Annotated in this window: 24 protein-coding genes; 14 read left to right on the forward strand and 10 right to left on the reverse strand. The window is 64.1% G+C overall.

Going from position 1 to position 21,240, the window contains the following annotated elements:
• The first annotated feature begins 4 nt into the window (after positions 1–4).
• The 6 genes from ACJH6J_RS03520 to ACJH6J_RS03545 all read left to right on the forward strand — a co-directional run bounded on the left by ACJH6J_RS03520 (position 5) and on the right by ACJH6J_RS03545 (position 5,375).
• Complete coding sequence (locus tag ACJH6J_RS03520) at positions 5–1,048, forward strand: acyl-CoA dehydrogenase family protein (RefSeq protein WP_212806442.1); 1,044 nt, start codon at positions 5–7, stop codon at positions 1,046–1,048.
• A 70-nt stretch (positions 1,049–1,118) separates the two neighbouring features.
• Positions 1,119–1,610, forward strand: a complete 492-nt coding sequence (locus ACJH6J_RS03525) for a polyketide cyclase (protein ID WP_212806443.1) — start codon at positions 1,119–1,121, stop codon at positions 1,608–1,610.
• Positions 1,607–2,470 carry an SDR family NAD(P)-dependent oxidoreductase gene (locus tag ACJH6J_RS03530; RefSeq protein ID WP_212806444.1) on the forward strand — a complete coding sequence of 288 codons (864 nt, stop codon included), beginning with the start codon at positions 1,607–1,609 and terminating at the stop codon, positions 2,468–2,470. The genes ACJH6J_RS03525 and ACJH6J_RS03530 overlap by 4 nt, the downstream gene beginning before the upstream one ends.
• A 1-nt stretch (position 2,471) precedes the next feature.
• A complete protein-coding gene (locus ACJH6J_RS03535) occupies positions 2,472–3,509 on the forward strand; it encodes an alpha/beta hydrolase (protein WP_212806445.1) in 1,038 nt (345 codons plus the stop codon).
• On the forward strand, positions 3,496–4,572 hold the full coding sequence (locus ACJH6J_RS03540) for a hypothetical protein (RefSeq protein ID WP_212806446.1): 1,077 nt from the start codon (positions 3,496–3,498) through the stop codon (positions 4,570–4,572). Before ACJH6J_RS03535 ends, ACJH6J_RS03540 begins: the two co-directional genes overlap by 14 nt.
• Before the next feature lie 20 nt (positions 4,573–4,592).
• Entirely contained in the window at positions 4,593–5,375 is a 783-nt protein-coding gene (locus ACJH6J_RS03545; RefSeq protein WP_212806447.1) for an SDR family NAD(P)-dependent oxidoreductase, read from the forward strand.
• 113 nt (positions 5,376–5,488) lie between these two features.
• Here ACJH6J_RS03545 and ACJH6J_RS03550 read toward each other — a convergent pair whose 3' ends face one another.
• Positions 5,489–6,103 (reverse strand): TetR/AcrR family transcriptional regulator, encoded by a 615-nt coding sequence (locus tag ACJH6J_RS03550; RefSeq protein ID WP_212806448.1) that lies wholly within the window; start codon positions 6,101–6,103, stop codon positions 5,489–5,491.
• 251 nt (positions 6,104–6,354) lie between these two features.
• Here ACJH6J_RS03550 and ACJH6J_RS03555 point away from each other — a divergent pair, with 251 nt between their 5' ends.
• A complete protein-coding gene (locus ACJH6J_RS03555; RefSeq protein WP_212806449.1) occupies positions 6,355–7,287 on the forward strand; it encodes a hypothetical protein in 933 nt (310 codons plus the stop codon).
• A 43-nt stretch (positions 7,288–7,330) separates the two neighbouring features.
• Here the strand turns inward: ACJH6J_RS03555 and ACJH6J_RS03560 are convergent, their stop codons facing one another.
• Together ACJH6J_RS03560 and ACJH6J_RS03565 are read right to left on the reverse strand one after the other, a co-directional pair.
• Positions 7,331–7,615, reverse strand: coding sequence for a hypothetical protein (locus ACJH6J_RS03560; protein ID WP_053855896.1), 285 nt, complete (start codon positions 7,613–7,615; stop codon positions 7,331–7,333).
• Positions 7,615–8,763: a Rieske 2Fe-2S domain-containing protein gene (locus tag ACJH6J_RS03565; RefSeq protein ID WP_053855895.1), complete on the reverse strand. Its 1,149-nt coding sequence runs from the start codon at positions 8,761–8,763 to the stop codon at positions 7,615–7,617. The genes ACJH6J_RS03560 and ACJH6J_RS03565 overlap by 1 nt, the downstream gene beginning before the upstream one ends.
• A gap of 142 nt (positions 8,764–8,905) precedes the next feature.
• Between ACJH6J_RS03565 and ACJH6J_RS03570 the strand changes: the two genes are divergently transcribed.
• Entirely contained in the window at positions 8,906–10,633 is a 1,728-nt protein-coding gene (locus ACJH6J_RS03570; RefSeq protein ID WP_212806451.1) for a 3-ketosteroid-delta-1-dehydrogenase, read from the forward strand.
• 12 nt (positions 10,634–10,645) lie between these two features.
• On the opposite strand, the gene ACJH6J_RS03575 is transcribed toward ACJH6J_RS03570, so the two are convergent.
• Positions 10,646–11,314, reverse strand: a complete 669-nt coding sequence (locus tag ACJH6J_RS03575) for a helix-turn-helix transcriptional regulator (protein WP_212806452.1) — start codon at positions 11,312–11,314, stop codon at positions 10,646–10,648.
• A gap of 204 nt (positions 11,315–11,518) precedes the next feature.
• Between ACJH6J_RS03575 and ACJH6J_RS03580 the strand changes: the two genes are divergently transcribed.
• The gene (locus tag ACJH6J_RS03580) at positions 11,519–12,121 is read left to right on the forward strand and encodes a PaaI family thioesterase (protein ID WP_020102778.1); all 603 of its coding nucleotides are present in this window, start codon (positions 11,519–11,521) and stop codon (positions 12,119–12,121) included.
• Positions 12,122–12,135: 14 nt separating this feature from the next.
• On the opposite strand, the gene ACJH6J_RS03585 is transcribed toward ACJH6J_RS03580, so the two are convergent.
• The 4 genes from ACJH6J_RS03585 to ACJH6J_RS03600 form a co-directional block, all read right to left on the reverse strand.
• A complete protein-coding gene (locus tag ACJH6J_RS03585) occupies positions 12,136–12,624 on the reverse strand; it encodes a hypothetical protein (RefSeq protein ID WP_212806453.1) in 489 nt (162 codons plus the stop codon).
• A gap of 39 nt (positions 12,625–12,663) precedes the next feature.
• Positions 12,664–13,230, reverse strand: a complete 567-nt coding sequence (locus tag ACJH6J_RS03590) for a hypothetical protein (protein WP_406802748.1) — start codon at positions 13,228–13,230, stop codon at positions 12,664–12,666.
• 213 nt (positions 13,231–13,443) lie between these two features.
• Entirely contained in the window at positions 13,444–13,959 is a 516-nt protein-coding gene (locus ACJH6J_RS03595) for a hypothetical protein (RefSeq protein ID WP_212806455.1), read from the reverse strand.
• On the reverse strand, positions 13,952–14,530 hold the full coding sequence (locus tag ACJH6J_RS03600) for a hypothetical protein (protein ID WP_212806456.1): 579 nt from the start codon (positions 14,528–14,530) through the stop codon (positions 13,952–13,954). Before ACJH6J_RS03600 ends, ACJH6J_RS03595 begins: the two co-directional genes overlap by 8 nt.
• Before the next feature lie 462 nt (positions 14,531–14,992).
• On the opposite strand from ACJH6J_RS03600, the gene ACJH6J_RS03605 reads away from it, so the two are divergent.
• The 3 genes from ACJH6J_RS03605 to ACJH6J_RS03615 all read left to right on the forward strand — a co-directional run bounded on the left by ACJH6J_RS03605 (position 14,993) and on the right by ACJH6J_RS03615 (position 16,702).
• Complete coding sequence (locus ACJH6J_RS03605) at positions 14,993–15,934, forward strand: hypothetical protein (protein ID WP_212806457.1); 942 nt, start codon at positions 14,993–14,995, stop codon at positions 15,932–15,934.
• Positions 15,935–15,965: 31 nt separating this feature from the next.
• Positions 15,966–16,301 (forward strand): Imm51 family immunity protein, encoded by a 336-nt coding sequence (locus ACJH6J_RS03610; protein WP_212806458.1) that lies wholly within the window; start codon positions 15,966–15,968, stop codon positions 16,299–16,301.
• A gap of 140 nt (positions 16,302–16,441) precedes the next feature.
• Positions 16,442–16,702, forward strand: coding sequence for a hypothetical protein (locus ACJH6J_RS03615; RefSeq protein ID WP_406774189.1), 261 nt, complete (start codon positions 16,442–16,444; stop codon positions 16,700–16,702).
• 252 nt (positions 16,703–16,954) lie between these two features.
• On the opposite strand, the gene ACJH6J_RS03620 is transcribed toward ACJH6J_RS03615, so the two are convergent.
• Positions 16,955–17,566 (reverse strand): TetR/AcrR family transcriptional regulator, encoded by a 612-nt coding sequence (locus ACJH6J_RS03620; RefSeq protein ID WP_212806460.1) that lies wholly within the window; start codon positions 17,564–17,566, stop codon positions 16,955–16,957.
• Between the two features lie 86 nt (positions 17,567–17,652).
• Here ACJH6J_RS03620 and ACJH6J_RS03625 point away from each other — a divergent pair, with 86 nt between their 5' ends.
• Both ACJH6J_RS03625 and ACJH6J_RS03630 read left to right on the forward strand, forming a co-directional pair.
• A complete protein-coding gene (locus ACJH6J_RS03625; RefSeq protein WP_212806461.1) occupies positions 17,653–18,759 on the forward strand; it encodes a P1 family peptidase in 1,107 nt (368 codons plus the stop codon).
• On the forward strand, positions 18,756–20,177 hold the full coding sequence (locus ACJH6J_RS03630) for an APC family permease (RefSeq protein ID WP_346416844.1): 1,422 nt from the start codon (positions 18,756–18,758) through the stop codon (positions 20,175–20,177). The genes ACJH6J_RS03625 and ACJH6J_RS03630 overlap by 4 nt, the downstream gene beginning before the upstream one ends.
• A 94-nt stretch (positions 20,178–20,271) precedes the next feature.
• On the opposite strand, the gene ACJH6J_RS03635 is transcribed toward ACJH6J_RS03630, so the two are convergent.
• Positions 20,272–21,147, reverse strand: a complete 876-nt coding sequence (locus tag ACJH6J_RS03635) for a glycoside hydrolase family 16 protein (protein ID WP_346416876.1) — start codon at positions 21,145–21,147, stop codon at positions 20,272–20,274.
• Between the last annotated feature and the right edge of the window lie 93 nt (positions 21,148–21,240).

Raw genomic sequence — 21,240 nt, forward strand, 5'->3', positions numbered from 1 at the left:
ATCGATGACAAGCGCGCCGACAGTCGATCGCGATCTGGTCGACATGATGGACGCCGTCTTCGCCGACCACCGGCTGTCCCACGATCCTGGGCCGGCCGAGGCACGAGTCGACTTTGACCGCACATTGTGGCAACGGCTCGATGAGCTCGGGCTGGTGCGGCTGACCGGTTCGGAACAATCCGGCGGTAGCGGCGCGAGCTGGCGCGAATCGGCTGAATTACTCACCGCCGCAGTGCGGCACGGGGTACGGCTGCCGTTGGCCGAGCATGATCTCTTGGCGTGCTGGCTGCTGGAGGCCGTCGGCCACGAAGTCGACGACGCGCTCCGCACGATCCACGTGGTGCCGCAACCCGATGCACCTCGGGCGCCGACGCCCTGGGCCGGCTCCGCCGACCGGATCGTCACCGTGTGGCGGACCGGCGACGGCTATCGTGTCGCCGATGTCGACACCACGGAAATCACGATCGCCCCGGGACGCAACCTGATCGGCGAACCGCGCGACACCGTGAGAGTCGATGCGGCCGGGTGGCCCGGACAGGCGGTAGCGCCCGAGTTGGTCACCGAACTCGAGCGCAAGGCCGCGTTGGTGAGAGCCATTCAGGTTTGTGCCGCACTGGATTGCGCGATCGCGGCCTCGGTTGAGCACGTGATGTCGCGCATCCAGTTCGGCCGTCCCCTCGCCAAGTTCCAGGCGATCCAGAACCTGATCGCAGATGCCGCCGCCGAGGCGGCGGTTGCGCGCTCGGCTACCGAAGCGGCACTGCACACCGCACTCGAAACAGGATGGCTGACAGACCATCTCGACTTCCAGATCGCAGTCGCACGGTCCTGCGCTGGGCATGCGGCGTCGGCCGTGACACGTCATGCCCACCAGGTGCACGGTGCGATCGGGACGACACGCGAACACCGCCTGCACGAATGGACCCGCGCAGCCCTGGCGTGGCGCTCGGAGAACGGTTCTGTGCACTTCTGGGACCGGAAGGTCGCCGCCGCGGCGGCTGAAGCAGGCCGCACCGGCGTGTGGGCGTTGATCACTGGCACCGGGTAGCTTTCGGGATTATTCCGGTGACCGGTCACGGGCGCTGTGACGAGCAACTCCGGCGAGTTGACTGACCGGTATGAGCAACTCGATCAGCTTGCCTGAGGCCCAAGAATTCATCGCCGAGTTCTGGTTTCACTACGACCAGGGAAACTTCGCCGAAGTGGCGGCTCGGATCGGCGACGAGATGGAGTATCTGAGCCGTTCGGATTCCGGAAACTGCCCATTCGAGCATCTGCTGGCGGCCGAATTGCACGGCGGCGCAGAGACTCTCGCCTGGCTCACCGAGCACCGCAACGAGAACCCGTACCCGTGCCGCCACCACGCGACCAACGTCTTCCGGACCGGAACCGAGGGTGAGGTCACGACGGTGCGGTTCTATCTGTACGTCAACCAGATCACCAACAACGTCCCGTTCGGGGTGTCGAGCGGCGTGGTCGACGTCGGCATTCGGCGCGCGGGTGATGCGTTGGTGTTCACCTCGATGACGGTGGTGCTGGACGCCGAGAACTCGATCCCGCTCGCCGAGCACGCCGCGAAGGCCGCGGCCGCCAACGGGCAACCCGCGTGACCGCTGACGCGATCTTCGGTGGTGGCGTGGCCGTCATCACCGGCGCCGGCGCCGGCATCGGCGCCGGCCTGGCGCGTCACGCCAGTCAGCTCGGTATGACGGTGGTGTTGGCCGACATCGACGCCGCCGCCATTGCGGCTCTGCGTGACGAAATCCGCGTGGCCGGAGGAAACGCAGTCGACGCCGTCTGCGACGTTCGTGATGCCGCGGCGGTACAGCGGCTGGCGGACAGGGTATTCGACGAATTCGGTGCCGTGCGACTGCTGGTCAACAACGCGGGAGTCGAACAGTTCGGCTACCTGTGGGATACCCCATTGGCCAACTGGCAGCGGATCGTCGACGTCAACATCAACGGCGTATTCCATGGCATTCGCGCGTTTCTGCCACGAATGATGTCCACCGATGCGCCCGCGTGGGTGTGGAATCTGTCTTCGATCGGCGGGGTCGCCGTGGTTCCCCTGCAGGCGCCCTACATCATGAGCAAGCATGCCGTGCTGGCGCTGACCGAATGCCTGAATCTCGAGGTGCAGTCCGCAGGCCATGCTCGTCACATTCACGTCCAGGCCGTCCTGCCGGGAGCCGTCGTCTCCAACATCTTCGAATCCGCGGGCGGAGTCGACACCGGGAACACCGATGCCGCCGAGGGGCAGCGCGCGGCCATGCTCGATATCAAAGCAGCCGCAATGGACCCCCTCGCCGCCGCACAGGTGGTCTTCGATCAAGCCGCCGAAGGACGCTTCTATCTCATCACCCAACCGGACTATGTCGGTGCGGCGATGTCCGAACGTGCCCGCGTACTGACCAGCCAGCAGGCGCCACAACTGCGCGAGCATCGCCGGTTCGACCCCACCCACAACTGAGATGCCTACACCACAACTCGATCACGATGCCGCCGTCCGGGTCGCATCTTTCGGAGACATCGCACCGATGCGGACCCGCGGCCTGCCGGCCGTCCGCGCCGGTATCGAATCCGCGCCGCTCCCTGACATGCCGACCATGGCCAGCACACAGAACCTCACGGCCCCGGGGCCTGCCGGCCCGCTGGCGGTCCGCCTGTACCGGCCCAGCACGGATGAACGCCTCCCAGTCCTGGTCTACTTCCACGGCGGCGGGCTCGTCATGGGCTCCAACCACTCGTTCGAACCGTTGGCGAGAGAACTGGCCCACGCCACCGGAGTCGCCGTCGCAGCCGTCGAGTACCGCCTGGCACCGGAGTCACCACCACCCGCGCAGTTCGACGACGCCTACGCAGCGACGGAATGGATCGCCGCCAATGCGTCCGAACTCGACATCGACGCCGGACGGCTGGGGGTGGTCGGCGACAGTGCCGGTGGATCACTGGCTGCCGCAGTGGCTTTGGCGGCGCGTGACCACGCCGGGCCGCAGATAACCCTGCAGGTCCTGCTCTACCCCGGCCTGGATCGCGACATGGGCGCACCATCGATCACCGCGATGCCCGACGCACCGATGCTGCGCCACGACGACATCGTCTACATGCACGAACTGGTCGACCGTAGTGGCGATTGGCCGCATTCGCACTATCAGGTGCCGGCCTACGCAACCGATCTGAGCGGCCTGCCCCAGGCGATCGTGGTCACCGGCGAGTGCGACCCCATCCGGGACTGGGGTGAGCGCTACGCCAATCGGTTACGGGAGGCGGGAGTACAGACCACTCTCACGCGTTATCCCGGGATGTACCACGGGTTCTTGATGCGATCAGACGCGACCGCCCGCGGCCGGCTGGCCATGGCCGAAGTCGGTGCGCTGGTGCGCGCAAAGTTCGCCCATCCCGGTGCCACCGGCCGATCCACCAACGGATCCCTCATGCAAAGCGCTTCTGCCCCAACGTCGACAGTCGACACACTCACCACCGAAGGAGAACACCATGCTGACCGATGAGCGGCGACGCGAGCTGTCCGACGTCCTCCGTCCCGCCGCGCCACCGCGCGAGATCACCGATGTCTACACCCCCGACCAGCGGCGGCGACTGCTCGACATTGTGCACGACCAGGGCCCGTGGAAGCTGATCATCGCGCAGCACTTCGCCTCCGCGGACGAGCTGATGGCGACCATGAGCGGTTCGTTCCCAGAGGGGTTCACCCCGTCCCTGGATCTGTTTCTCACTCCGACGTTCCGCGGCTATCTCGCCAATTACGGTGCCGTCCTGTACCCCGAGCTGCACGACTGCTTCTACCACAGCGCCTTCCTCGAGCACGCCAAGAGCTACTGGAACGCGCAGTACGCGAAGCCACAGATAATGCTGTTCAACATCAATGGCCCATGCGCCAACCGCGATCCCGGTCATCTGGACTCCCCGAGCTTCCGTGGTGTGCGCTACGAGAACGCACCCACCTGGCTGTGCAGCGTGATGGGCAAATCAGGGCTGTTCACCGATTACCTGATCAAGATGGCCCAGGTCATCACCTGGTTCTCCCTCGATGAACAATCAGGATTCACGTACTGGCCCGACGGACCGCTCAAGGCGCCCGGACGGGTACTGCCGCCGATCAACAACCGGGGTGTGGTCGTGCAGAACGAGATGATGATGCATCGCGGCGAGGCCAACGGGCCTCTGGCACAGCAGGTTCCCGCCGGCCTGTCCTTCGACACCGTGTTCACCGGCGACCCGGCCGACCGGGATCAATGGTTGCTGAAGAACGGTGACGATGTCATCGGGAGTCACCACACCGACGAGCTGAGGTTCCTGGTGCACTGGTCCGCCGAAGTGTTCTCGGACTACGACGAACTGAAGAAGAACATGGATGGCTCCGACGACATCACGATCGAACGCGCCATCGGCATGATGGTCGATGACCTCAAAGGCAAGGGCATCAAACTCGACGTCCCCAGCGAGCCCCTCCACGACGCCGCGTTCATCGGCGCACTCAACGCGGCCTACGACTTGGGTGCCCCGACGACGTACCCGGAAGACGCGCCTGTCAGCGCGTTCCAACTCGCATAGACCGCGAAAGGCACTGGAAAATGGATCGTTTCACCGACCGTCGCGTCATCGTGACGGGGGCCGGGTCCGGCATCGGCGCGGCCACCACCGCACGGCTGCTCGATGAGGGCGCCACCGTGGTGGCCTACGACATCGCCGCCGACGGACTGGCGACCACTGCCGACGCTGCGGAAAACGCCGGCACCGCCAAGCGCCTGACCACCGCGACACTCGACATCTCGGACGAGAATGCAGTCATCGCCGCCGTCGACGGTGCGGTGGCTGAGTTGGGTGGCCTCGACGTACTCGTCAACGTCGCGGCGATACAGACCTGTTCGCATACCCACGAGACCACGTTGGCGGACTGGAACCGGACGCTCGCAGTCAATCTCACCGGTACCTTCCTCATGACACGTCAGGCACTCCCGGCCCTGCTGGAGTCGGGCCGTGGCGTGGTGGTGAACTTCACCTCCACCGCGGCGACTTTCGCCCACCCCTACATGGCGGCCTACGCCGCCAGCAAGGGCGCGGTCCTGAGCTTCACCCACTCACTGGCACTGGAGTACTCGAAACAGGGCCTGCGTGCGGTGAACGTCCAGCCAGGCGGTGTCTCTACCGCGTTGGCCAACACCACACTCGAGAAGATGCCCGAAGGCTACGACTTGGGATTGTGGGCCAAGCAGACGCCGCTACTGCACGGCCGGGACAACCCGATCCTCGGCGATCCGAGTGCTGTCGCCGCGGTGATCGCCATGGTGGCCTCCGACGACGGCGCATTCATCACCGGCACCGAAATCCGGGTCGACGGCGGCGCGCACGCGTAGTCCCCCGACTTTCCCTCGGGCACGATGCCTCGATGTCAAGAAAGCACGCCGGTTCCGCACGGGAAGCTGCGCAGGACCGGCGTGCCGCGGGGCCCTACCGGACGAGGCACCCATCAGTTTCCCGGTTCGGCGCCCGGCAAGGCCCCGACAACCATCCCCATCCCGGTCCGCAGCACCGATCGCAGGCGGTCGAAGTCACCGTGCTCGACCCACTGCACATAGGCATGCCGGCACGCCTGAATGATCAACTGCGCCGGTAACTCCCGCGTCATCGGATCATCGTCCAGGCCGATCCGGGTGTCGAGAAACTCGGTGATCGGCCCGACAAGTTCTTGACCCCAGTCCAACCAACGCAGCCGATACTGGGGTGCACCGACCACCAGTGCCATGAACGTGCGGTCGAACTCCACCTGTCCACGTTTGGGCACCTCGGTACTGAATGCGTCCACGAGGATGTCCACGACATCACCGTCTGGCGGAGCGGCCGACAATACCTCGACGCTGAGCCTGCCGAACTGACGGAACAGCGGCATGACGACGTCTTCTTTGACCGGAAAATGCCGATGAAAAGTCCGCGGCGCGATACCGACGGCCTGGCAGATGCGCTCGACCGTCGCCGACGTCGATCCCTCCGCGAGGAAGATGTCACGCGCGGCAATGGCGATATCCAGTCGGAGCTCCTCGGCACGGCGCTCCGTCAGCGTCGCCGTCCTACCCTCAGCCCGCATGCATCCTCCTGGTTTCGGCGTTGCGGCTCATAGTATTTCGTCTCCCTTGCAATGCGGCGCCGGCACGGCAATCCGTATCCCGATGACAGGGAATCCGGTAGTGACGTACGTCTCCCGAACACTACCGTTGAACCTGTCAGATTCTGACATGCATGCTGAATCTGACAGCGGGATGCCCGCCGCGTAACAGTGGTCGCTAACCGTCCCGCGCCTATTGATGCTCACGCAGCACAGCCCACCGAGGAGGAAACATGACCCCCGAATCTGTAGAAATCACCACGGAGACCATGGAATTGAATTACGACGACTACACCCACGACTTCATGGGCAAGGTCGGCAACATCCAGGACTTCTCCCGCGACTTCCTGGTCGGCCTGGCACGCGTGTTCGAGGATGTTCTGAACTTCATGCCGTATGCGCACGTGAAGATCTATTCGGAGAAGGTCGGCATCAATGCCGCGATGGATGTGACCGCCCAGGTCTCCCGGGCCGGCATGCGTCAGGTCATGCCCATGGGACGCTTCATCGCTCCGCCCGGTTGGGACTGGAAAGACGCGCAATACCAAGCGATTCCGTTCGACGTACAGACCGAGGATCTCACGAAGCCGGCTCTGATCCGCCTGATCAAGACCTACTGGGACCAGTACCTCAAGGGGCACAACTACCTCATCGACCAATGGACGAAGATCATTCCCGAAGAGGAGGTATGGCTGGGGCTGCCCGACATGTACCAGCTCATCATCGACTACCAGTACCCGAAACTGGCGAAGGTCCTCAAGATCGAGCCGGTGCATGTGGTGGACTTCCTGAAACTGGCGGTGTTGAGCATCGACGGCACCCTGGGCTACGGGGGCGAATACATCGTCTACAACCCGGACCACGTCGTGTTGAACATGCGCCGTTGCGAGGTGCTGCAGAAGTACACCGACGAGGGCCTGTACCCGCCAGCGCGCGCCTGGATGAATTGCACTTTCGAGCAACGCATTTCGGCACCGTTCTTTCCTGGCTGCAAACTGGCCATCAACCTGCCACCCAAGGACTTCAAATTCGCCCAAGGTGAGCCGTTCTGCGTGTGGACCTACACCCGTGGTGAAGAGAACCACGCGGCCGCGGCGGCTGCGCCGGATCCACGGGCCACCGCGATGGAGCGGCTCCCTCTCATGGACGTGACGGTGTCCAGCTAGAAACCGTGGGGCTGCGCCGTGACTGACGGCGCAGCCCATTTCATCAGTCTGAGAAGCTGCCGTCGACGACCGGAAGCGTCCCCGCGCGTACGGCATCATCGATCGCTCCGCTGAGCGCCGAGCACGCCAGGAACAGGCTGCGATCTCCATACGCCGCCAATTGTTGTACGGTGCAGCGCTCTTCACAACGACCGAGAGCGGTACCGGTCCACTGCACGCTGGTCTGACTCCAGCTGCTCTTGCGGACCAGTACGGCAGCTCCGCACCGCAGGCAATCCACCGGCACCATCGACATGTCGTCGAGCCGGTTGTCGTGCGGTGCCGCCATCACCCGATAGGACTGGACGCCGCGGCCCGGGCAGCAAGATTCGCCTCGACCTCTTTCATCCACGCTTCCCGGGGCCGCGTCGTGTCCAGCTCGAATTCGAACCGGTCAACCATGTCCCGCGTGACATCGGCGACGTCGACATAGAACTGCTCGTACCAACGGCGCAACTGGTACACCGGCCCGTCTTCTTCGACGAGAAGCGGATTGTCGATGCGAGTCTTGTTACGCCAGATCTCCACGTCCTGCTCGAAACCCATCTTGACGAAATCACCCAGTGCGATGGCTGTTTCGACGGCGAGCTCGTCGGGCATGGACGGGTTCTTCTCCACGACGATGCCGTATTGCAGCGCGAAGGAGTTCTCGTCGATCGGATAGTGGCAGTTGATCAACACAGTGTGCTGATCGAAACCCTCGTAGTGGTAGGTCAGCTCATCGATCATGAATGACGGTCCGTGGTAGGCGGCCAGGGATGTCGTCCCCAGAATCGTCACGCCCTCCTCGGGATCGCCAAGATCAGGCCGTCCCGCGCTTTTCATGTATTGGGTCGCGACGTGACCTTCGAAGATGTTCTTGAAGTGGGTGGGCAGCGAGCCATGGATGTAGAAGAAGTGCGCCATGTCGACCACGTTGTCGATGATCTCGCGGCAGTTGGTGTGCACCACCGTGGTGTACCAGTGCCAGTCGGTCCAACCATCGCTGGTGGCGCCTTCGATGCGAGGGATGGTCACATCCTGTGGTGGCTCATTGTGCTCGGGGTCATTCCACACGAACAGCATGCCGTCTTGCTGCAATGTGGGCCAAGCCGCGGTGCGGGCCAGCCGCGGTGTGCGCTTGGCATACGGAACCAGCTTGCATCGGCCGTCCCCACCCCAGCGCCAATCGTGGAAGGGGCACGCGATCTCGTTTCCCTTGACCGTGCCCTGGGACAGGTCGCCACCCATGTGCCGGCAGTATCCGTCCAGGACACTGATGGCGCCGTCCTCGCCGCTGAACACCACCAGCTTCTGCCCGAAAGCGTTGATCTGGTGCGGTTTTCCGTCAGCGAAATCACGGATGAGACCCAGGCAGTGCCAGCCTCTGGCAAACCTGGTCGGCACCGAGCCAGCTTCGATCAACCGGATGTCGTCGGTTTCGGATTCGGCTGTCATTGTTCGGTCCGTCCTTCAATCTGAAATCGCCATCCTGACAACATCATTGAACTGTGCGCGCCGCTTGCCGGGAGATCGGCGTTCCCGCTGACAGGAATTTCCCGGCGAGAAATGTGTCTCTGCGGTTTTAATGTCATTGACCGTGACCGCCTCGACGCACACCACGATCCCCGCTGGTCTGACCATCGCTGATACCGAAGTCGACCTTCTCGTCGTCGGGTCCGGCACCGGCCTGGGCGCCGCACTGGCCGCACGTGAACAGGGCTTGTCGGTACTCGTGATCGAAAAGTCCTCCTACGTAGGTGGTTCAACGGCCCGTTCCGGCGGCGCCCTGTGGCTGCCCGCGAGCCCCGTCATCGAAGAGTGCGGCGGCGTCGATACCGCACAGCGGGCGAGCACCTATCTCGATGCGGTCGTTGGTGATTCAGCTCCGCAGGACCGTTCGACCGCTTATCTGCGCAACCTGCCGGCGACGGTCGACATGCTGCGCCGGACCACTCCGATGAAGCTGTTCTGGGCGAAGGACTACTCCGACTACCACCCCGAGGCACCCGGCGGTTCAGCCGCCGGCCGCACCTGCGAATGCCGCCCGTTGAACACCTCGATTCTCGGTGAGTACCTGGCTGACCTGCGTCCCGGAGTAATGGAGGTCAGCATTCCAATGCCGACGACGGGCGCCGACTACCGCTGGTTGAACCTGATGAGCCGGATGCCGCGCAAGGGGTTACCCACGGTCGTCAAGCGCCTCGCGCAGGGACTCGGCGGACTCGCACTGGGTCGCCGCTACGCCGCCGGCGGGCAGGCCTTGGCCGCCGGCCTGTTCGCCGGCGCGATTCGCGCCGGCATTCCCATCTGGCTGGACACCTCGCTGACCGGCCTCGTCACCGATGACGATGGTCGGGTGACCGCCGCGACCGTCATCCATGCGGATTCCGTATTCACGATCACCGCCCGGCACGGCGTGGTGCTCGCCGCGGGCGGATTCGACCACGACATGGACATGCGGTGGAAGTTCCAGTCCGAATCCCTCGGACGCAATCTCAGCTTGGGAGCACGATCCAACACAGGCGACGCCATCCGGATAGGCCAGGAGGTCGGCGCCGGTATCGCCTCAATGGATCAATCGTGGTGGTTCCCCGCAGTGGCACCGCTGCCCGGCGCGGCCCCTGCGGTCATGCTGGCCGAACGCTCGCTGCCCGGATCATTCATCGTCGATCAGACGGGCCGCCGTTTCGCCAATGAATCGGCGGACTACATGAGCTTCGGTCAGCGGATACTGGAACTTGAAGCTGCCGCCACCCCGGTTGAGTCGATGTGGATCGTTTTCGATCAGCAGTACCGCAACAGCTACGTATTCGCGGCGGAGCTGTTTCCCCGGATGCCGATACCCCGGCGCTGGTATGACGCCGGAATCGCTTTTCGGGCAGACAATCTCACCGATCTCGCCACACAGATCAACGTTCCGGCGGGTACCTTCCGTGCGACAGTGGACCGGTTCAACGAGAACGCGTTCGCGGGTGAGGACCCGGATTTCGGGCGCGGCCGGAGCGCCTACGACCGCTACTACGGCGATCCGACGATCACGCCGAACCCCAATCTGCGTCCGCTGCTGAGTGGTCCGTTCTATGCCGTGAAAATGGTGCTCAGCGATCTCGGTACCTGTGGTGGTCTGCTCGCCGACGGTCATGCGCGCGTACTGCGGGAGGACGGCACGGTCATCGACGGTCTGTACGCGATCGGGAACACCGCCGCCAACGCCTTCGGCCGCACGTATCCGGGTGCCGGCGCCACCATCGCACAAGGTCTGGTTTTCGGCCACATTGCCGCTCAGCACGCTGCGCAGAACAGACTGGCCGCACAGGCTCGGTGAGACGCCCCGACGTCAGTCGGCGGCGTCTTCGGCAGCCGCCCTACGTTCGACCTCGTACCAGAAGGAGAGATCGGGCCAGGCGATGGCGCCGCCCTTGCTCGTGTTCGGCAGGGTTGCCTCCGCCTCGTCCAAATCCTTGATGAGGTTCAGGGCAAGCTCCCGTTCAGACGTATAATACCGGTCGGCCCAGGTCAAGGCCAGTTTGGCGTAACCCCACGTGGGATCAGCGCCGGACCACTTGGCTTCCCTGGCGGCTTCACGCTGCAACTGGTCGATTTGAGCAACGTGTTCGTGCAAGAGTTTCTTGAGCGCGGCCGGAGCGCTCAAATGGCCCAACATCACCCGCAGAATCGCTGGATGCTTCAGCGTAGGCAGCTCTATCGGTGCTTCCTTGGCCCACCGAGAAACCGCATCCAATCCCTTGTCGGTAATTTTGTAGAGTCGCCGGTAACGAGCGCCCTTTCCCTCCACGCGCGAACTCAGCAGCCCGAGCTTTTCCAGCTTCTTCAGCTCTGCGTAAATCTGGCTGTAGGCGGGACTTCCGAAAAAGAAGCGCATGCTCCAGTGGATCCACTTGCGGATGTCATAGCCCGACAGCTCGCGCTCGTACGACAGCATCCCCAGCAAGGCCCAGTTGATCGCGGGCAGCGAAGGTATGTCTGACGTCTCGGGTTCTCCCACACTCTCAGGTTAACAATCGGGCCTCTGAAGACGTCGCACCTCGACCGCCAACCGGGATTTTGCCTTGCTCGACGACGCCACGCCGACCGACAGTGATTGCCAGGTCATCAGTAGACAAGGAGCGACATGGGACTCAGGAACCAAGGGGTGCACGCAGCCTTCGCGGCACACGGTGCGCGGAGGGAACCGGCGAGCGGACCCCGCATGAGGGAGACGAACGCACCTCAGGTCCCCGAAGCGCTCTACGCGTCCCTCACAGACTCGGTCCGTCGACTCGTCGACTTCACGATTCGCAGCGAATGTGACGCCGCGACCATCGAATCAGTCCGCGCCAAAATCGACGCTGCCACAGACGAACTCGGCCGTGCGCTGATGCCGGGCTCATTCGGTGTCCAACAGGAGGTCAGCGGGTCGTCCATCGCTTGGGGCAACGCGGTCATCGGATTGCGTAACGCGCTCGCTCCCCCGCTCGACGTTCATCACGACGATGACGGAACGGCTTGGGCCGAAACCACATTGGGTGCGGCGTACGAAGGACCCAGTGGCCAGGTTCATGGGGGTATCTGCGCTTTGCTGCTCGACCATGTCTTGGGTGCGACAGCACACAAACCCGGCCAACCCGCAGTCACGGGAACGCTGACGATCCGCTACGAGAAGGGCACCGCGCTGGGACCTGTCCGGATCGCAGCCCATATCGACCGCATCGAGGGTGTGAAAACCTTTGCCGTGGGCCATATCGCTACGTCTGACGGCGTGACGGTGCGTGCAGAAGGGGTTTTCATCCATCCCCGTAGGTCCACCACGTGAGACGGCACGGTCAGCTACGTCGGCGTCAACGTGAACGGCAGCCAGTAGGTCCCGGCCCCGTCACCCGGACAGCCCGGTGCGGCCACGGTGAACGTCCGCTCCCCGGAGAAACTGCCGTCGCCGTCGGGTTTCAGGAAATCGGACCGGAATGCCGTCACCGCAGCACCATTCGGGCCGCAGTGGAACGGATAGTCTCCCGATGACTCCCAGCGGTCGCCCGTCCAGCGGTAGTCGAACAGCACCGGTGCGTTCGGATTCTCTTTGAGCTCAGTCATTCTCAGCCAGTGCGCAATACAACCACCGGCGTCGCACACGGTCCGGAACAGGGCCGCCTGGGTCGACGGGTCCGAGGTGTCGGGACGGCCGTTGAACGTCTGCCGCGAATGATCGAGAAACGTGTCGTAGCTCCCGTACAGCGGGACCGGTTCCGCACGATCAGCGTGCGCCAGCGGAGCCGTCACCAGCAGTACCGATGCGGGCAATGCACAGATTTTCGGCAGCATGACTTTGAATAGCACACTGCCCGGAGCTTCGGGGGCGATCTAACATCGCAATTGCCAACGGTCAACCGTGTTGCGCACTGTGTAGGTGTGCCAGGAATCTCCGTGCAGCAACAAGGTGACCTCGCTGGGACCTGATGGTGGGTAACCGATACCGGAAGCGTTGCAACAAGAGGCGTCGATGTCGTTACCCACGAACACGCTGACGCCGATCACACCCGATGGGCCGACGAGCAATTGACGGTCGGGGTTACTGCGATCACCGATGGCCAGCAGTCCGCTGGCGATGTTGAGGTGGCCATCAAAGGCCCGGACGCCCAATCCGCCAGTGTCCGAGCCGGAGAGCACGCGAACCCGAAGCTGCCGTCCGACGGCGTCGCACTCGTCGGCGCTCATGGTCTGTACCCGCAGTGCCTGTTGCACCGGCGCAGGTTCAGGGTCGATGCCGGACTGGATGTAGATGCCAGTAATCCCTTGCGCCCCAGCATCTTCAATTACCACGATGCCGCGGTCGGGTGCGATCATCATGTCGCACAGCAGCTTGTTCGTTGCCGTTCGTGCCGCCATGTCTCCTCTTTCCGTGGCCAAAAACTGTTTCAATCCACCCACGGATCGTCCGCGAAGTACTGTCCCGGATCATTTGGATTTCTCCGGTCAGCCGGCTCTCCCGGCTTGCGGGCGGCAGCCGTGATCGCGGTCCAGAACAGTGCCGGCACTGATGCGAAACATCGGATAATCCTCGGTACGTCACGAAACACATTGACCCCCTGTGCTCCTCGGGTGATATCGGCAGCGTCGGTCCCCGTCGCGCCCGGCGGTCCGTTACACACTGGTCGAAATCGACAGTGCGGCCGCAAATTCGAGAAGTCGTCCCATTTCTTCCTGACCATCGTCTGCGTTCTTGTCGAAGAGGTAGCACTCGACGTAGTGCTGGCTGTCCTCAGGAGTGGTTCGGGTTGTGCTGTTGACTATCGGCGTATACAGGCGGAGGCGCACCGACACCAGCTCGTGAGAACCGTCAGGTAGCACGTCGTAATCGGTGTGCAAAGCCTGATCACTGAGCCGCGACAGCAGAACGGTCCGCACCGAGGACTGGAACATCGGGTGCGGCAATCGATCATCGTGACCGGCGCATTCAGTGTCCGAGCCGTGCCACAGGATCAGCCGCCGGCCGTCAGTGATCGCAACCTCCTGCCACGTCGGGCGCTCCGTGAGCACGAATGAGTAGGCGCCGTCGAAGTCGAGGAAAGGGCGCAGATTGTTCAGCGCTGCTTCGGGATTGCGAATGCCGAGCATGACCGCCTGCTGAAGATGCCTGTGTGATGCCCAGTCAGCCATGCGCGGCCAGCACCCTTCCGAATTGAATCAACCGTTCCATCTGTGCTCGCCCGCCGTCGGTGACAGACTTGCTGAACACCAGTTCCTCGCTGAACGCCTCGGTTCTCGCTGGGGTCTTGGCCAGCGTGTAATCGGCCGTCGTGGTCACGAGCCGCAGTTCGACACTGTGCAGTGACCGTCCACCGCGGTGATCGACGCGATACCCGACCTTGAGATTGCGGTCGGTCAACGCAGACAACGGAATCGAGCGCAGCGTGGACGTCAGCAAGGGTTCGCCGGGCTCAGGATCGTCGTCGTCGGTGAGTTCGTCGTCACCCATCCACAGCAGTAACGTCCGACCGTCGGTCACCGCGACCTCTTGGTACAACGATTCGCGCGAATCCTTTTCTTCGAGTGTGCGTTCCATGACGAATGCCTTGATCGCGGCCGGGTCCATTACCCGGTACAGCGCCTCCAACGCGATCGCGGGATCGCGCAGATATGCCTCCGCCGCTTGCGCCAAGTCGGAGTAGGGCGCCCAGTCCTGGTGAGTATCCGGCCCGCCGGGTCGGCCGGGTGATAGTTCGGTCATCGACATCAGTTCCCGGATGGGGACAACACCCGCAGTGCGGGTACCACCTTCATCGGTGAGAGACCACCCATGACCACATCCCCTGTCCAGCAGACCGACCCGTTGGACCCGTCGCCGATGACGAGCCTGTGCAAGGTGTAGTCGGGAATCAGAGGCAGAACCGAACGGTGATCTAGCTCACAACGCGCGAAGCCAACGAATCCCACCGGGGCTCCCCGAGCGGCTCGTCGGCATCCGGCCATAAGGAAGGCAGCTCGAAGGGCAGACAGAAGCCGAAACGGCGTAAGAGCAAGTCGCACCATAACCATCCGTAGGGCAAACGAGAGCGGCGATCGTTCCCCGGTCGGCGGTAGCATCGCCGACCGGGGAAACTCACGACGACGGGGAAATGAGATGAGTACCGATCAACGTCCGGCAGTCCCGAAGGCGCGGCCGCCGGTTGCCCATACTGTGTGGAGCCCGGTGACCACGGATCAGTTGCCCGAACGTCCGGATTTCCGCAGGATCATCATCCGAGATACCGGCGACGCCTCGTCGGCCGCTGACTGGCAGCTGTTGGCGCAGTACATGTCCCGGCACCCGCATCTGGGGTTATTCGTCAATATCTTCGGCGAAGGCTTGCGTGACCTGGATTTTCTCGCCGAGTTCGGATGGCTCACCGATCTGACGGTGGAGTGCATGTCGCTCCAGTCGGTGGAGGGCTTGCGACATCTACGACAGTTGGAATCGCTGGACCTGGGACCGACGAAGCGGCGGGTATCGCTGGAGGTGCTGACCGAACTACCTGCGCTTCGGAGTGTGTCGATCACTGATCACTCACGGGAGCTTGATGTCCTCGGCCAGATTCCTGGTCTGCGCTCAGCGAGCTTGACCAGCGCCAAGCGCGACGACCTTGAATTCCTCACCGGGTCAACACAGTTAAGATTGGTGTACTTCACCATGGGGCGGCTCAACGACCTGTCTGCCCTGACCCGGCTGCCGCATCTCATCTCGCTGGACATGTATCGCACGAAGGTCACCGACTTGACCCCGATCGGGGGCTGCACGTCCCTGGTGACCCTGTGGCTGGAAAGCCTGCCCGTTGGGGCACTGCCCGATCTGGGCGCACTCAATGATCTGATGGTCGTGGAAGTCGCCAAACTCAAAGGCCTCGATGACCTCACCCCGATCGCACACGCCCCTGCCCTGCGGTACCTGCGGGTACAAAGCGACGCCCTGCAACCCGACGATTTCACCGTGTTGGCGGGGCACCCCACTTTGGAGGTGATCGATGCGGATCTGCGCACCGACAAGCTCGGCTACCAGGTCAACCAGATGCTCCAGCTGGACCGCGACGACGTGAACCCGTACTACCAGAGAGCGTTCAAGCGCGAACTCGCCGCCCGCATCAGCGGCGAACCGTAAACCCACACAACGAGAATCAGAGGTTTCACAGGTGAACCCATTCTTCCTCGACGACGAAGACCCTGCATCCGTCGCGCTGCTGCTGAGCACGGGTGATCTGACCGTCGACGCGGCCGTGGAAGAGCACGGCCATACACCCAACGGCGACTTCTGGACTGGAGTGGCCGAATACCTGATCAGCAGCCACCGCCCAGATCTGTCAGATGCGTTCGAATTCGACCCAGAGGCAGGAACATTCGCCGCCTACGGTGACCGTGACCAGCTGCTGGCACTGGCCGACCTGATGCGTCCCGCGGTGACCGACTCCGATGCCATCGCCGCGCTCATCACCACCGCCACGGCAGCAGGGTACGAATTCGATGACTAGCAACCGGATGGATCGCCCTACCCCTAGGCCGCAGCGCCACCCTCAGCGGCGGCCAGAACTGTCTGGCGCGCATCGCGCGCGGCGAATGAAACGATCTCGGCCCACCCGCCGTTGCTGATCTCTCCCGGACAGCGGCGGCAATGCGCGAACTGCTCTGCGCGAAATTGGCTGTTCTGGTTGCCAACTCGGTGACTGTGGCCGCAGACCGTGACACCCTCGTCAACGGCGACGGCCCCACTGAGGCTGTGCTGGGCCGGCTGTGCCCCACATGCTGGTACGCCACCCGCGCCGCGCTGGCCCAGCGTGTTATTGACGACGGATTCACCGGGCTGCTTGGGCAGGACCTGCTCGACCCTTCCTCCGTCGCGATCGTCTACACCTGCGGGCTCCTTGACTCCTAGCCGTGGACAGGAGTGACTGTTGATAGATCGGCAAAACGCACAGCACGAGCGAATGGCGCAGCCTGGAAAACCATTACCGGCGAACGGCATTCGCACTGCCTGCCGAAGACGATGATCCTGACCACCCCTGGCCTCCCTAAGCGGTTGAAACTAAGCGGATGGAATCCCGGCGAATCGGTTGCCTTGAACCCGTCGTGGTAACGAAGGAGCCGGCCGGATGAGCAGTTCGCCAATCAGTAATCCGCCTGCAGCTCAGTCGATCTCAGGAAGCGGCACTCCGACCACAAGCTCCGCATACTGGCGCATCAGCCGCAGCGCCGTCGGCCGGCTCAGGTCCGGATCGCGTGCGGCGATCCGGTAGCCGAAGTAGTCCTCCATCGACATCAAGGTCATGGCGATATCGCGCGCCGGGTGCAGCAACCGGAACACGCCGCTCTCCTGGCCGCCCGACAGCAGATCGGCGTACAGGCCGACCTGCCGGTGATAAATGCCCTGCACGTCGCTGCGCTGGTCAAGCTCGAAGCCGGCCGACAGCACGGCCCGCCAGATCGCACGCCACTCGGCGTCCTCGGGCCCGGTGGGCAGGCCGGCAGCCATCGTCATCACCAGCTGCTCGCGGGCGTCGGCCGATGACCGCTGCAACTCAAGCCGCGCATCGTAGAACCGCACGTCGGAACGCAGCGCCAGCTCGGAGAGCAACTGCGTCATGTCCTTGAAGTAGTACCGCACCGCGTTGGTGGTGAGCCCCAGTTCCTCGGCGACGTCGGCCAGCTTGAGGGTGGCCAAGTCGTGTCGCTCGATCAGTGCGATCGCGGCGTCCATGATCTCGCGACGCCGCTCCTCCTGCTTGTTGGGCCGGGCCATGGCACCAATCTTGCCCGTTCTCTTGCGAGACGTGGCACGCGGGCGCATAGTTCTTTTCCAATCTGGAAAAAAACTCGGGAGAAGCAATGCGTGCCAGAGATCTCGGCGTGGTCATCGGGGAGCACCCCACTGGCCCGGCCAACGCCATCACCGACGTCGAGGGCGTGCGGGTCGGGCACACCACGCTGCAGGACGGCGGCGTCAACACCGGCGTCACGGTCGTCGTTCCGCATGACGGCATCTGGACCGAGCCGGTGTTCGCCGGTTCACACCGCCTCAACGGCAGCGGCGAACTCACCGGGCTGGAGTGGATCCGCGAATCCGGCGAGCTCACGAGCGCGATCGGACTGACCAACACCCACAGCGTCGGCGTCGTGCGCGACGAACTGGTGGCCGCCCAGGTCCGCGCCCGCGGCGCCGGCCTCTACTGGTCACTGCCAGTCGTGGGCGAAACATACGATGGACTCCTCAACGACATCAACGGCTTTCACGTCCGTCCCGAGCACGCCCGCCAAGCGCTCGAGGCGGCGTCCACGGCACCGCCCGCCGAGGGCAACGTGGGCGGCGGCACCGGGATGATCTGTCACGGCTTCAAAGGTGGCATCGGTACCGCATCGCGCCGCACCGAGACAGCCGTCGGGCAGTACACCGTCGGCGTACTCGTCCAGGCCAATCACGGCCGGCGGGAACGACTCCGGATCAACGGCGTGCCGGTCGGCGAACTCATCGGACCCAGCCAGGTGCCGCTGCCGGACCTGCCCAAGCAGTACGCCCCGGGATCGGGCTCGATCATCGTCATCATCGCCACCGATGCCCCGCTACTCCCCCATCAGTGCACCCGACTGGCGCAGCGCTCGGCGCTGGCGGTGGGCCGTCTCGGCGGCACCGGCGAGCAGTACAGCGGTGACCTGATGCTCGCATTCTCGACAGGTAACCGCGGCATCCCACCATATGCATGGGATGAGGACGCCTCCACCGCACACCCGGAAGTGGCCCTGCGGATGGTCGCACCGCAACTGATGACCCGGCTGTTCGACCTCACCATCGAGGCGACTGAGGAGGCGATCGTCAACGCGATGGTCGCCGCCACCACCCTGACCGGACACAACGGTTTCACTGCCCACGCCATCGACCACGATCTGCTGCGCCACGCGTTGGACCCCAATACCCCTGCACCCGAGGAGATTTCATGACCACTGCATCGGCCGAGACGCAGGGGCGGCGGCTTTCCGGGCGCCTGGGCCCCGTCGGCATCGTCTTCATGGTGGTCGCGGCTGCCGCCCCGCTGACCGTGATCGGCGGCAACATGCCGTTGGCTATGGGCCTGGGCAACGGCGCCGGCGCCCCGGTGGGATTCGTGATCGCCGCCCTGGTGCTACTGGTCTTCAGCGTCGGCTTCGTGACCATGACGCCACACGTTCCCGAGGCCGGGGCGTTCTTCTCCTATGTGACCGTCGGCCTGGGCGAGCGCATGGGCAAGGGCATCGCGGTCGTCGCACTGATCGCCTACACCGCCATCCAGATCGGCATCTACGGCTACATCGGATGGGCGATCTCCGACACCGTCGCCCACTACCACGGCCCGGTAATCCCTTGGCCCGTCTACTCATTCATCGTGCCGGCAATCGTCGCAGTGCTCGGCTACCGGCACATCGAGCTGAGCGCCAAGGTCCTGGGCGTGGCGTTGGCCCTTGAGATCGGCATCGTCGTCGTGCTGGACGCGGTGATGGTCGCCAAACCCGGCCCGGCCGGTGTCACCTTCACCTCCTTCGCACCCGCCACCTTCACTCAGGGCACCATTGGCATCGCCATTCTGTTCGCCCTCACCGGGTTCATCGGGTTCGAGGCCACCGCCGTGTTCCGCGATGAAGCCCGTGATCCCGAGCAGACCATCCCGCGCGCCACCTACGCCGCGGTGATCATTATCGGCGCGTTCTACGCCATCACGGTGTGGGCGTTCGTGGTGGCCGTCGGTCCGGATCAGGTCGCGACTGTGGCGCGGAAAACCCTTGCCGGCGAGGGCAATATGCTGCTGGACACCACTGGCGACATGCTGGGCATCGTGGGCCGCGACATCGTCAACGTCCTCCTGCTGAGCAGCCTTTTCGCCTGCGTGCTGTCCTTCCACAACGTGATCGCGCGCTATCAGTTCGTGTTGGCCGGCAAGGGCCTGCTGCCCGCTCGGCTGGCCACGGTGCACGACGACCACGAATCACCGTCGTTCTCTTCGCTGGTGCAAACCGCCACCGCCGCAATGATTGTCGCCGTACTGGCGATCCTCGGCATCGATCCGCTGGTCGGGGTGTTCGGCTCGATGGCCGGGGTCGCAACGGTCGGCATGGTCCTACTGATGCTGACCACTTCGGTGGCAGTGCTGGTGTTCTTCCTGCGTAACCGAGAGCTGGGGATGGACGGGTTGTGGACGACGCGCATCGCTCCGGCGTTGGCCGTGCTCGGTCTGCTGGGCAGCCTGTGGCTGGTGCTGTCGAACTTCACGCTCGTCACCGGTGGCAGCGCGACGCTCAGCACGGTTCTGGCCGCGATCCCGTTCCTCGGGCTCGTCGTCGGATTTGCGGCCTGGCGTCCGTCGCGGGCGCTGTCGACCAACTAGGCGGCAGCACCGCTCGGCATCACCAAGGCACCCGGATCGAGCCGATCACGCCGACGGCGCACGGTCCGGACCCCGGCCACCGCCGGACCGTTGATCAGAAGACGCGGATCCAGTCGATCAGCATCTCGGCGGGGTAATTGCCGCCGGCAGGCTCGCGACCGCCGGACCCACCGATGGCCAGGTTGAACACCGGGGCCAAGGTGTACCCCGGATCGTTGAAGGGCCAGTCGTCCAACGAATTGGCCGGCACCGCGAAGAACGGCTCTTGCCCCGGCGCGTAGTCCTTCCAGAAGTACATTCCGGTCGGCTGCCAGGTCATCCGCCAGGTATGCCACCCGCTGTCGATCGGATGCGGGTCGGTGGCGAACGACGTGCCGTCCAACCGGGCGTGCACCGTCGTCCCCGATGGCCAGTCCCGGTTGCCGTACCACTCGACCAGGTCGACCTCGCCGCCGCGGACCGGATCGTCATTGAGCAGCCAGAAGGCCGGCCAGGCGCCGTCCGTGAGGCAGTTCAGTTTGATCCGCGCCTCCCAGGTGGTGCCGACCCCTCCGCGCCAGTTGCCGACGACCTTGGCGCTCGCGTAACGCTCCCGGATGTTCGCGCCGGGACCACGGGTGGCCCGGATGACGAGGTTGCCCTTGCCGTCCTGGAACACGTGCTCCTGATCGGTCACGTACCGGCCCATGTTGTACGGCTGGTCCCATTCGACGGGGTTTCGGATGACCTCGCGCTCAGGCACGATGAACCACCACGCCGGGTCCGGCGGGGCACCCGCGGGGCCGTTGAATTCGTCCCGGAACAGCATTGCCGGGCCTGCCGCTGAGCCGGCAGGCGCAGCAGGCGCGGCCCCCGGGCCAGTCCCCGGACCTGGGGCAACGGGCAACGGGTCGGCGTCAGCCCTCGGGGATCCCAGCACGGTGGTAACCGCGCCGAGGCCAACCATCATCATGATCTTGCGACGATCCATATCCGGCACATCAGCAATCGTAGGCGACGCACCGTCGCGACACGGCTAACCAAGTAGCCTGGTTGCGGAAGTGTTCGAGCTCGTCGCCGTGGC

It is taken from the genome of Mycobacterium sp. SMC-18, from assembly GCF_045310895.1.
Classification (GTDB): domain Bacteria; phylum Actinomycetota; class Actinomycetes; order Mycobacteriales; family Mycobacteriaceae; genus Mycobacterium.